The organism is Xanthomonas sp. WHRI 6108 (assembly GCF_040202385.2).
Classification (GTDB): Bacteria; Pseudomonadota; Gammaproteobacteria; order Xanthomonadales; family Xanthomonadaceae; genus Xanthomonas; species Xanthomonas arboricola.
This window is the reverse complement of the sequence record NZ_CP168198.1, coordinates 2,339,411-2,351,429: the sequence shown is the minus strand read 5'-3', so window position 1 is coordinate 2,351,429 and position 12,019 is coordinate 2,339,411. Positions and strand designations below refer to the sequence as shown.

11 protein-coding genes are annotated in these 12,019 nt (G+C 66.2%); 4 read left to right on the top strand and 7 right to left on the bottom strand.

Features of this window, described 5'->3' with window-relative positions; translation table 11 throughout:
• Positions 1-268: 268 nt before the first annotated feature.
• From ABQ039_RS10050 to ABQ039_RS10030, 5 genes are all read right to left on the bottom strand, one after another.
• Positions 269-1,072, bottom strand: coding sequence for an SDR family NAD(P)-dependent oxidoreductase (locus ABQ039_RS10050; protein ID WP_184611959.1), 804 nt, complete (start codon positions 1,070-1,072; stop codon positions 269-271).
• 43 nt (positions 1,073-1,115) lie between these two features.
• Entirely contained in the window at positions 1,116-2,645 is a 1,530-nt protein-coding gene (locus ABQ039_RS10045; RefSeq protein WP_184611961.1) for a GMC family oxidoreductase, read from the bottom strand.
• Positions 2,642-4,000, bottom strand: a complete 1,359-nt coding sequence (locus ABQ039_RS10040; protein WP_184612047.1) for an alpha/beta hydrolase — start codon at positions 3,998-4,000, stop codon at positions 2,642-2,644. Before ABQ039_RS10040 ends, ABQ039_RS10045 begins: the two co-directional genes overlap by 4 nt.
• A gap of 282 nt (positions 4,001-4,282) precedes the next feature.
• Positions 4,283-4,927: a response regulator transcription factor gene (locus ABQ039_RS10035; protein WP_065031359.1), complete on the bottom strand. Its 645-nt coding sequence runs from the start codon at positions 4,925-4,927 to the stop codon at positions 4,283-4,285.
• A complete protein-coding gene (locus ABQ039_RS10030; protein WP_184611962.1) occupies positions 4,920-6,359 on the bottom strand; it encodes an ATP-binding protein in 1,440 nt (479 codons plus the stop codon). The genes ABQ039_RS10035 and ABQ039_RS10030 overlap by 8 nt, the downstream gene beginning before the upstream one ends.
• A 184-nt stretch (positions 6,360-6,543) precedes the next feature.
• On the opposite strand from ABQ039_RS10030, the gene ABQ039_RS10025 reads away from it, so the two are divergent.
• Together ABQ039_RS10025 and ABQ039_RS10020 are read left to right on the top strand one after the other, a co-directional pair.
• A complete protein-coding gene (locus ABQ039_RS10025) occupies positions 6,544-7,485 on the top strand; it encodes a bestrophin family protein (protein WP_226427848.1) in 942 nt (313 codons plus the stop codon).
• A 14-nt stretch (positions 7,486-7,499) separates the two neighbouring features.
• Positions 7,500-8,414, top strand: coding sequence for a universal stress protein (locus tag ABQ039_RS10020; protein ID WP_046342773.1), 915 nt, complete (start codon positions 7,500-7,502; stop codon positions 8,412-8,414).
• A 307-nt stretch (positions 8,415-8,721) separates the two neighbouring features.
• Here ABQ039_RS10020 and ABQ039_RS10015 read toward each other — a convergent pair whose 3' ends face one another.
• Entirely contained in the window at positions 8,722-9,597 is an 876-nt protein-coding gene (locus tag ABQ039_RS10015; RefSeq protein WP_184611964.1) for a LysR family transcriptional regulator, read from the bottom strand.
• Positions 9,598-9,739: 142 nt separating this feature from the next.
• Here ABQ039_RS10015 and ABQ039_RS10010 point away from each other — a divergent pair, with 142 nt between their 5' ends.
• Positions 9,740-10,609 (top strand): NmrA family NAD(P)-binding protein, encoded by an 870-nt coding sequence (locus ABQ039_RS10010; protein ID WP_349777797.1) that lies wholly within the window; start codon positions 9,740-9,742, stop codon positions 10,607-10,609.
• Positions 10,610-10,741: 132 nt separating this feature from the next.
• Positions 10,742-11,188, top strand: a complete 447-nt coding sequence (locus ABQ039_RS10005; protein WP_166771387.1) for a GNAT family N-acetyltransferase — start codon at positions 10,742-10,744, stop codon at positions 11,186-11,188.
• Between the two features lie 140 nt (positions 11,189-11,328).
• On the opposite strand, the gene ABQ039_RS10000 is transcribed toward ABQ039_RS10005, so the two are convergent.
• Positions 11,329-11,634: a hypothetical protein gene (locus tag ABQ039_RS10000; RefSeq protein ID WP_065031404.1), complete on the bottom strand. Its 306-nt coding sequence runs from the start codon at positions 11,632-11,634 to the stop codon at positions 11,329-11,331.
• Positions 11,635-12,019 lie beyond the last annotated feature (385 nt).

The window sequence follows — 12,019 nt, the reverse complement described above, 5'->3', positions numbered from 1 at the left end:
CGAAGGCGATGTCTGCGATGCGGTGTGTGAGGGGTATCGAGGGGCTTCGAGCGGCCGCGCGCCGCCGGTGGTAGTCCAGCCTGCAGGCTACGCGTCGCCGTGAACGTGGGCGCCCCACTCCGCTGAAACGAGCTGGTTTCCCGGGCAACGTGGCTGCAGTATTCCTACAGCCGATTACGCATGCGCCCACTTACCGGCACCTGGTAACGCGCGCAGAGAAAGGACGCGGCAGCTTAGTAGCTCACCGCATCTCGGAACGACGCCCGCCTCAACCCGCGATGGTAAAGACCGATCCCGAATCCACCCGGATCCCGGCACCGTTGATGAAGCTGGCGCGCTCGGAGCACAGGAAGGCAACCGCCGAGGCCACTTCTTCCGGGCGGCCACGTCGCTTGAGCACCATGCCGGGACGCTCTTCGTCCAGGAACGAATCAATCGCCTGCTCGAACGTGGTTCCGTTTTCGCTGGCGCGCTTTTGCATCATCTTGTCGGTCATCGGGGTTGCGATGAAGGCGGGCGACACCGTATTGACCAGCACGTTGTCCGGTCCGTAGGCCTTGGACAGGCCCTTGGCCAGGCTCAGGATTCCTGCCTTCGATGCGCAGTAGGCCAGCTCGTCCACGTAAGGCTGCACGGCGTCTTCCGAAGCGAACAGCACGATCCGGCCCCATTGATTGCGGCGCATCGCGGGAATGGCCTGGCGGCACATGCGCACTGCGCCCATCAGGTTGATGTCCAGCGTTTCGAGCCAGCCAGCGTCGCTGACCTCCAGGAAGTCGCCGGTTGCGCCGGTGACGCCCGCCGCGTTGATGTAGATGTCGGGGTCGCCCAGTTGTTCGCGCACCTGCGTCCAGATGGCGGCGACGTCCTGCTCGCGCGTGACGTCGCCCTCGATGGCGATGATCTGCCCCAGGGCCGATAGCTCGGCCACTGCCTGGTCGAGCGTACCGTCCGGAAGATCGGTGATCGCCACGCGCACGCCGGCTTCGAGCAGCTGCCGCGCAGTCTCCTTGCCCATTCCCGAGTCGCCGCCACTGATGAGGGCGATCCGATTGTTGATTCCGAGATCCATGCTGAACTCCTGGTGGTAGAGAGAGGTGGTGGTAGGCACGCAACTAGCGGGCGAGAAAACGCTCCGCCGTGCGCAGGCCAAGTGCCATCTGCGTCAGCGCGGGATTGGCTGCCAGCGCACTTGGAAAAATCGAGTTGTCGCAGATGTAGAGGTTGGCGATGTCGAATGCGCGGCCGTCCGGGTCGACCACGGCCTGCTCCGGATCGGTGCCCATGCGGCAGGTACCCAATGTGTGTGCGGAGCGGGCGGCGGCGAAGATGCGTTGGGCACCTGCCGCCTCCCAGATTGCGTGCAGCGATGCGCGCGCGTGGGCATCGATCGCGCGTTCATTGGGTCCGTAGCTGAAGTCGATACGCGCCTTGCGCTGGCCGAAAGCATCGCACTCGTCGGACAGGCTTAGCCGGTTGGCATCTTGCGGCAGGCATTCGCCATTGATGCCGATGCCGGCCAGGCGGTTGTAGCGCGCCATGGTCGAGACGAGCTCCCTCCCCCACAGGCCTGCGCCACGTGCCAGGGTGTTGGCCAGGGTGATCGGCTGCACGCCCAGGCTCTGCACCAGATAGCCGCCGATGAAATCGGCATTGGTCGGGCGCAGCATGTCCTCGGTGATCAGCGACGAGGGGTAGCCACGGTTCATGCGCATGTCCGCATCGAACTCCCCCCACACCTGGGTGGCCACATGCGCCATGAAATTGCGCCCGACCTGACCGCTGGAGTTGGCCAGCCCCAGGTTGAGCAGCAAGCGCGGTGTTTCCACGCCGCCTGCGCACAGGAACAGGCTTGTGCAACGCTGGCGCAGTTCGCGTCCGTCCTGTTGATAGACCACCGCGCTGACCATGCCACGCGCATCGCGCTCGACATCGATGACCCGGCAGCCGGGTCGCAACTGGGCACCGTGCGCGCGCGCCAGCGGTAGCCAGGTGGTATCGACGCTCACCTTGGCGCCATTGCTGCAACCTTGATGACAGGCGCCGCAGTTGTTGCAGGCCGCGCGCATGCCGTGGTGCGGCTGCGCATGCGCCCTGGTCACCAACGCGGCAGGCGCGTCGGTGGCGGTGATGCCGAGCGTGCGGCAACCGAGCTCCATCGCGTTGGCCGACGCATTGCGCTGCGGCGGCGCATAGGCGTAGTTGCGCTCGGGATCCCACGGATAGTGCGCCGGCCCGGACACGCCGATGAACTCCTCGACGCGTCGGATATAGGACAGTAGCTCTTCATGCGCGATCGGCCAGTCCATGCTGCGCTGCCCAGTGTGCGTCGACAGGCTCAGATCGCGCTTGTCCGGACGCGGGCAGAAGGCGCCCCAGTGCAGCGTCGAACCACCCAGGCCAGAACCGGAATTGTTGGCGCCGAATGCGGTGGGCGTCTGCCCGCCGCTCAGGCGCTCCTCCATCCAGTAGATGCCGGTGGTCAGCTCATCGGGCAGATGGGCCGCGGGGCTGAAGGCCGCACCCGCCTCCAGCACCACCACCGACAGACCTGCCTGTGCAAGCCGTGCGGCCAGCGGGCCGCCGCCTGCTCCGCTGCCTACCACCACCACATCGACCGCAGCGTCGTTGATGCCCCGGCTCATCGCAGGCCTTCGGCGGGAAGCTGCCAGGCTTCCTGCCGGTCGGCTGCAGTGTGCTGATAGCCCAGGCTGTCGATACCGACACCGCCAACCGCAAAGCCATCGTATCCCAATGCCGCCATCGTGGCGGGAAGGCTGACCCAGGTCCGCACGGCTTCGGCGCGCACATCCTCGAACCAGTGCGCCAGCTGCGCTGCATCCAGCCCATGTGCCGAGGAATCGCCAGCCGTCGCGCGCGACACCTCGCGCAGCCAATGGTCCTGGGTTTCCGCAGGCAGGCCAGCGAAGCCGTTGCTCAGCGCGTCGAGCGTGTCGAGCCCCAGCGGCATCGCTAGCCGATCGGGTGGCAACGCGGCATGGCGCCAACCATCTCCTGCGCCTTCGGCAAGCTGGACGTCGATCCGCCGTGCAATCGCGCGCGCATCGCTTTCACCATCCAATACGCGCGCAACGACTGCGCCGAGTATCTCCAGTTGATGCTGGCTCAGCACGCCTTGCGCATCTGCGGGTGGGCCGGCATGCCGGCTGAGCAGCAGCTTGCGCATGCGCGGGGCAACCCGGTCTGCATTGAGCAGCCTGACGAAGTCATCGGGCAGGCACGTGTCCATGCTGCGCTCCACATGCGCTGCGATCAGCTGCGCCAGGTGTTGCGGTTGCTCGTAGGGGATCAGGTGCGCGGCGTCGGCCACGACGGCGAGCTGCGCAGCGTGATAATGCGGCGCGTTCAACGTGCTTTGCGCGGCTTCGCCGAGGTCGCCATCCTCGCTGCCGGCGAGGATCAACGCCGGCACGTGCATGCAGCCGGCCTGCGCGCTGCAGTCCTCACGACTGGCGTATGAGAGCCAGGCGATCCATGCTTTTGCACTGGTTCGCAGCACATCGTTTACAGCCGCGTTCCTCACAGGCGCAGGCAACCTCGCCGCACAGTTGTCGTCGAGGAACTGCTCGGCCTCTTGTCGGGTGGGATGGCCCTTTTCGAACCACGCCAGCATGGTCTGCCGGCGTGACTCCTCCATCGGCTCGGGCGCTGGCGGCGATGCCGCGACCAGGATCACGCCGGCCAGGCCGGCAAGCCCGGCCACGCCATCGCGTGCCTGCGCCGCTGCCAGGGTGGCAATCTTTCCGCCCATGCTGTGTCCGACCGCAAACCAGCAGGTCGGTTGCCGCCGGATCACCTCATCGACAAACCAGGTAACCAGTGCGGCGGTGTCGACAGACTGCAGCGGCGGCGCGTCTCCAAAGCCGGGAATATCGAGCGCCACACAGTCGAAACGCGCCTCCAGTCGCTCAATCACGCCAGACCACTCGTTGCTGCTGGACCCAAGCGCGTGCAGGAAGAACAGCGTCGGCTTCGCCATGTAACACCTCTCTCCATCAGGCGCGCATGATGACCGGCGCTTTGTCCATGCCTCGTGCAGATGAGTCCGACATCGTGTGATGACGTGAGGCTCGTCGCTTGTCCGGGAACACCACCCATCGCATCCCGATCGGCATGCCTGCAAGGCGGCAGATCAGCGTCACACATGCGGCCTTGTCGCACGCCCTATCTGTCAGCGTGCCGTTGCAACTGCATCGGGTTCAACGGATAAGCGTGTGCACCTGCATCGCTGGCCCGATGTCTTTCAAAGGAACAAGACGCCTCACACCAGGTCGCGATAATCCTGCAGGATCACCATCACCAACTGGCTGCGCGAGCGCACGTCGAGCTTGTTGAACAGCTGCTGGAAGGTGGCCTTGATCGCGCTTTCCGAACTGCCGAGCTGGCGTGCGATCAACTTGTTGGACTGCCCGCGCAGCAGGCCACGCAGCACTTCGCGCTCACGGTCGGTAAAACTGGGCCGGCTTTCCTGGGTGCCCTGGGCGACCAGCGATTGCAGATAACGCTGGTCGATCAGCACCCGGCCCATCGCCACCGCATGGATGCTGTCGATCAGTTCATCGGTGGAAACATCCTTGCGGCAGATGCCGGACACCCCGAGCCGGATCAAGGCCAGTGCGTCGCGCTCGGGCAGGCCGGCGGTGACGACCAACGTGGCCGGACGGCGCGCCTGCTCGGCCTGGCGCCGCATGTAGTCCAGCGCGTTGTACTCGCCCATGTCGTAGTCGAGGATGACCACGTCCGGCATCAGCGAGGCGATCTGTACGATGGCCTGCGCCAATGCGCCGGACTGCCCGACCACCTCGAAACGGGCATCGGCACCGAGCAGGCGCAGCAGGCCCTCGCGGAACAGCGTGTGGTCGTCCAGCAGATAGAGGCGCACCGGTGCGCGCCGCGACTCATCCATCCGGCGCCTCCGCATATGCTGCGTGCGCCAGCGGCAGATGCAGCTCGAAACAGGCGCCTTCGCCGCCGGGCGCGTAACGCAGCAGACCGCCCTGGTTGGCCATCAGCGCACGCGAGATGTACAGCCCCAGCCCGGAGCCATCGCTGTCGCTGCGGAACGGCTGGAACAGGCGGCCCGGCTCGGCGATGCCGGGCCCGGTGTCGCGCACGCTCAGCACCGCGCGCTCCTGTTCCAGGCGCGCACTGACGATCAACTGGCGGCGTTGCGGTGGCAGCGCCTGCACCGCGCGCAGCGAATTGCGCGCCAGATTGAGCAATACCTGCAACAGCGCGTGGCGGTCGCCGTGCACCGAGGGGAAGTCGGCCGCGATCTGGATCACCAGTTGGCCCTCGACGTCCTCCCAGTCCGAACGGATGATCACATCCAGCTCGCTGCAGAGCGTCTGCAGCCGCGTTTCATGCGCGTCGTCGGGCAGCTGCCGCCGCAGGTTGAAGGACGCCAGCTCCATCAATGCCGCCACCAGGCTACGCAATGCGGCCAGATCCGGATCAGCGCCAATCGCAGGATGCCGCGCCAGGTTGGAAGTGACCACGCCCGCGGCCGAACACAGGTTGCGGATCTCGTGCGACACCGCGCCGGCCAGCAGGCGATTGTTCTTCAGCACATCGTCGAAGTGCGCCGATTCGCGCGCGCGCACTTCCTCGCTGGTGTCGACCAGGATCGCGGCCAGGTGACGCTCGGCGCTGTCTTCGTAGACCGAGAACCAGGTTGTGGCCGGGAAGCGGGTGCCGTCGCTGCGGCAGCCCCAGGTGCTGGCGGAGGTGCGCATGCCATCCAGGTTGGCGCTCATGCTCAGCGCATCGTCCAGCAGCGGCAGGAACTCGCGCACCGCGCGGCCTTCCAGCCCGCCCTCCTCGGCCATGTCCAGGATCTCGTGCGCGGCGCGGTTAGCTGCCACGATGCGGCCGTCGCCGGCCACGGTCAGCAAGGCCGCCGGGCTGCTCTCGGCAAGCAGCCGCAATTGCCGCTCCAGCCGCCGGCGCAGCCGCTGTTCGGCGCGCAGCTGCACGTAATGGGCCAGGATCACCCGGCGGGTGCGGCTGATTTCAGCCACGAGCAACCCGCAGCCGGCATAGGCAACCGTCGCCATGAAAAAGCGCAGTGCCTGTTCGACCAGGGTTTCGTCGGTGACGAACAGGCCGCGCAGCACCGCACAGGCAATCGCCGCGATGACGATGTCGCGTCGCGATAGCACCGTGGCCGCCAGCACCACCGGCAGGATGTACAGCAGCCCCAGCGATACGCCCAGGTGCGAGTACCACTCCGCCCACACCAGCGAGGCCAGCATCGCCAGCGACGCCCATAGCGTCGGGCCGCGATTGAGCTTGACCACCTGTCCGCGCCACTTGAATGGCAGCCTCAGTCTGTCCATTGCCTACCCATGCACCTGCGCTGCAATGCCGCTTCTCTCTTGCGATGGTTAATGTCAAAGCATCGTGGCCAGGGCTGCGGATTTCACCCTATCGAAAGATAGGCCGGCCGCATCGTTCGGACGGTGCGCGCACTGTCCAACGCTGGCGCAAGGATGGCAGACACGACCGTGGAGGCTGGGTGTAATGCATCCACCCCACGTCGATGTTGCCTCTCCCATGATCACCCGCGATACGTTTCCGTTGCGACGCATCTGGCCCAAGACCTACAAGCGCCTGCTGGTGTTGCTGGCGTTCGACTGCGCCGTGGCCGTGCTCTACACCTTCTTCGGCTGGCAGTGGCTGTCGATCGAAGCCTTGCCGCTGGCCCAGCTCGGCTCGGCGCTCACCATCTTCCTGGCGTTCCGCGCCAATGCGGCCTATGGCCGCTGGTGGGAAGCGCGCCAACTCTGGGGCGCGCTGGTGAACACCTCGCGCGCCATCGCACGCCAGGCCCTGACCGCGCTGGATGTGGACCCGGCCGACCCACGCCAAGCCGCACTGCGCGACGATATCGTGGTGCACCAGGTCGCCTTCGTGCACGCCTTGCGCTGTCACCTGCGCCGGCAGAACCCGTTTCCCGAGTTGGCCGGGCTGCTCGGCCAGGCACGCGCCGACGACCTGCGCGGCTACGCCAACATCCCCAACGCGCTGACCCTGCGGCTGGGCCAGCAACTGCAGCAAGCGCGCGACTGGGGCATGCTCGACAGCCTGCGCTGGTCGTCGCTGGACGCCAACCTCACCACGCTGGCCAATATCCAGGGCGCCTGCGAGCGCATCAAGAACACCCCGCTGCCGCGGCAGTTCTCCTCGCTGCCGCGCACGCTGGTGAACATGTATTGCTGGCTGGTGCCGCTGGGCCTGATCGCCGGCATGGGCCTGGCCATGCCGATCGCCTCGGTGCTGATCAGCTTCACCCTGATCGCCATCGACAGCGCCAGCAGCGCCATCGAAGACCCGTTCGAGAACACCGTGCACGACACCCCGATGACCGCACTGTCGCGCGGCATCGAACTCACCCTGCGCGAAATGCTGGGTCAGCGCGTACCGCTGCGCGAAGTGCGCGCCATCGACGGTTTCATCTACTGACCACGGAGCCAGCCATGCAGACCACCCCCACCCACCTGATCTTTGCCACCAATTTTTCCGAGACCTGCCATGCCGCCATCCCGACCGTGGCGCAACTGGTGGACCGCCTGCGCGCACGCCTGACCATCCTGCACGTGCACGCCAAGGGCAAGCGTGCGCAGGCCCAGCAGTCGCTGGACGCGTTTTTTGCCGAGGCCTCCAATTACCCGGGCTGCGAGCGCGCACTTGCCGGCGGCCCGGCCGCCGCCGGCATCGTCTCATTCTGCCGCAGCCGCGACGACGCGCTGCTGATCATGCCGCCGTCCGAGCGCACCGGCCTGCCGCGCCCGCTGCATGTGTCGCTGCGCGCGCGGGTGCTGCAACGCGTGGCCACGCCCATGCTCACCCTGCCCTATGCCGATGCGATCCCGCGCGATGGTGCTGTCGGCGGTCACGTGGCCTGCTGGATCACCGGCCGCGAAACCAGCCTGGAATCGCTGCGCGATGCCGCCGCCCTGGCGCGTCGCCGCGGCGCCGACCTGCATCTGCTGCACGTCGTGCCGGAAGTCAGCGAAGGCCTGCTGGTGGATAGCCTGTTCAACGACAAGCCGCTGAGCGAAGACGCGGCTGCCAGCTGGCTCGGCGACCTGGTCCAGCAGCTGCCCGACGAGGACCTGCGCGTGCGCATCCACGTGGCCGTCGGCAATCCGCGGCGCGAGATCGCCGGCCTGCTCAAACGCGCCTGCGCCGATGTGCTGGTGGTCGAACACGACGCCGTCGTCCGCCGCGGCGTCTGGCGTTCCTCGCTGCAGTCGGCACTGGCAAAGACGCCGTGTGTGCTGATCTGCCTGCCGCCGCCCCACCTGCGCCGCCCGATCCTGGGCGCTGGCGGCGACCACGCCGACGCCGCGCCCGGCCGCAGCCTGGCCAGGCGGCTCTTGCGCGTGTGAGGGACCGGGTGCTCGGCGAGCGGCTGGCTGGGCATCTGCAGTGGTCAGCTGTGCAAGGGAGGGCTTGCCTCATCGCGGCATGCATCCCTGAGCGCGAGGCGGTTCTACCGACGTCACGACGCGGCGGCGCGTGCCCGCACCGGCGTGTTCGAGGACGCGCAAACGCGCCTGCCATCCATGTGTTGATCGGTTTATCGATCAGCACTTTCGCAGCGTTGTCTGCACCTCGGTGGTGGATCTTTCCAGGCGATAACGCGTCCAGGCTGGCTGCCACACATGGTGGCGCGCACAAGCTGGATGCAGCGCCCTACCCCTTCAGCACAAGCGAGGCGTCCGGATACCTCTCGCACATGAAGTCCACGAAGGCGCGCACCTTCGGGGCAGCCAGGCGCCTGGACGTGTGCAACACCCACAGCGCCGGCTCCGCGCCAGCGATGGTGCCCCACTGCACCAGTTCGCCACGCGCGAGCTGATTCCAGGCGATCGACTGCGGAATGAGCGCGACGCCACCGCCTGCCATCGCCGCGTCGCGGACCATCAGGAACGAGGAAAACCGCAGTCGTGGAATGGGTTCCAGGACCAGACTCCCGTCATCGAGCGTCCATGTGGTCGGCTGGAAGCTCGACATCACCACAGCGGGCATGGATGTGACCGCGCCGCCGGTCGGCATGGCGATGCCGGGGGCGGCCACGACCACCAGCCGATCTCTGGCGAAGCAGCGCCCGACCAGGCTGCTGTCCGGGCTGGGATTGATGCGGATGGCCACATCGAACTGCTCTTCCACCAGATCGACCGTGCGGTCCTCGGCCACCACCTCCAGCGCGATCTCCGGATAGGCGGCGCAGAACTCTGCGCCGATGCGCCCCATCGCCAGTTGCGAGAACAGCACCGGCGATGCCACCCGCAAGCGTCCGCGCGGGCTCGAGAGCCCCTCGCGTGCGGCTGCCATGGCCTCGGCCACCTCGCTCAACGGCACTTCGGTGCGCTCCATCAGCAGCTGCCCGGCATCGGTGAGCCTGAGGCCACGTGCGCTGCGCTCGACCAGTCGCACTCCCAACTGCTCCTCCAGCTCGGCGATGCGACGCGACAGGGTCGCCTTGGATCTACCACTGGCACGGCTCGCCTTTCCCAGGCCCTGGTTCGCCGCGACCAGCGCGAAATCGATCAATGCATTGAGATCCATGGTGTTCCACATTTGAAACTGGGCGTCTACATTTTCGCGTCTTCGTATTGTGGGTGCAACGGCCTATCGTCTCGTCACCGCAACGTCAGTCGCGGCGGACATGTCGCACTGACACCTCTTCCATCCATAGCAGGAGATTCACATGAGCATTCTCGTTGCCGGTGCCACCGGCACCATCGGTTCTCTGATCACCCAGGGCCTGGCCGACGCAGGCGCCAAGGTCAAGGCACTGGTTCGCCAACCCGGCAAGCGCACTTTCCCGACCGGTGTCACTGAAGTGGTCGCAGACCTCACCGACGTCGCGTCGATGCGCGGCGCGTTGTCGTCGGTGCGCACCTTGTTCCTGTTGAATGCGGTCACTCCCGACGAAGTGACGCAGGCGCTGATCGCCTTGAATCTTGCCAAAGAATCAGGGATCGAGCGCATCGTGTACCTGTCGGTGATCCATGCCGACAGGTTCACCAACGTGCCGCACTTCACCGGCAAGCACACGGTCGAGCGCATGATCGAAAGCCTCGATATTGCTGCCACAATTCTGCGCCCGGCGTATTTCATGCAGAACGAGGCGATGATCCAGCAGACGATTCAACAGTACGCCGTCTACCCGATGCCGATCGGCTCGGCAGGTGTGGCCATGATCGATGCGCGCGACATTGCCGACATCGCGGTTGCCGAGTTGCTGCGCCGCGACCGCGCACCCGCCGCACTTGAGCGTGTCACGCTCGAACTGGTCGGCCCGCATGCAGTGACGGGCCCCTCCGCCGCGAAGGTCTGGAGTGCGGCGCTTGGGCGCGAGATCGCCTACGCGGGCGACGACGTGGATGCCTTCGAAGCGCAGATGGCCGCCTACGGCCCCTCCTGGCTGGCCTACGACATGCGCCTGATGATGGCCGGCATCCAGACCCACGGCATGCAGGCGGCCGATGGTGCGGTAGAAAAACTGCAGGCCATGCTGGGGCGTCCGCTGCGTACCTACGAAGACTTTGTGCGCGAGGCGACGGCCCGGGCCTGAGCGTAGGTGGCGCGGCAGGCGTGGCGGTCACGGGGCAGGATGTCATGCCGCTGCATGGCATCTGCGCGTCTGAGGCAGACTATGCAGATGGACACGATTCGGCCGTATCAACCTCGGGACTTCGACGCCTGCATGGCGCTCTTCGATGCGAATGTGCCGGTGTTCTTCAGCGCCGGTGAACGTGCCGACTTCGCCAGCTTCCTGAGCCATCACGCCGCGGCGTGGCACTACCAGCTACTGGAGCGCGGCAACGCTGTCGCTGGCGCCGCCGGCTACGCGATCGGCGCCGATGGCACCACGGCGAGCTTGTGCTGGGGCATGGTCCACCCGCGTCTGCACCGTTGCGGCGTGGGGACGCAGTTGCTCCTGGCCCGGCTTGAAGCATTGCGCCAGATGCCGGATGTCCGACGTGTCCTGTTGGATACCAGTCAACATACCCGGCTGTTCTACGCCCGCTTCGGCTTTGTGGTGCAGCAAGTGACGGTGGATGGCTATGCGCCCGGACTGGAGCGCTGGGATATGGCGCTCGATCTGTCGTGCTGCGTGCCACGTGCAGGTAGCGTTGGGGCCGTGCAGTAGCGATGTTGTTCACGGCGTATGGATGCCCGGCGGTCGTGCAGACAAGCAGCCTCGCCGTCCCATCGCTTTTTTGGGCTGGTCACCAGTGCCCGCCACCGGACACGACTCTCTGAGAATTTCCTACCGCTGAAGCGGCACGCCTATCGCGCTGCGTCCTTGTTCACCTGCGCGCGTGCGAGCGCGCTGGCCGATACCAGCAGATCCGGCAGTTCCTGGCGGAAGGCCTCGGCTTGCCCGGCCTGCAAGATCCCGTGAAAACTTGCGTTGTCGAATACCGGCCTGCCCTGCAGGAAGAAGCCATCGCGGCCTTGCACGACGAAATGGAAACACGCCTGCCAGCGCGGGTCCGGGCTGGCCGACAACTGCACTACCACCTCGCTGCCGGCAGATGCGGTGCTTGCCGGGGTGACCGTGATCGTTCGCGCGGTGATCTGACTGCTGTTCATGCCAACCATGATCACGCTTGGGACGTGGTGGCGGAGTGAGCCGGTGATGGCACCACATGACATCCGGAGCGGAAGCGCCGACTGACCAACGTATCGAGACACCGGCCAGCGCGCATGCCTGACACCAGCGATGGTGCCAACCGTTGCAACCGCACTGGTACGTTTCTTCCGACGTGCCGGCAACCTTGCCGACGTCCTTGCGAGTTCGCCTTTGCCGACACTGCGTGCAGACACAAGATGCCGGCCAGGCGACGCAGCGGCAGATCGATGCGCATCGCGCCAGCAACGCTTGCGCTGGACGCTGCATCGCGCGCCGCCGACGACGGAATGATCAGATGGGTCATTCATGCAGCGGCTGCCTGTCAATCGGCACAGACCAGACATC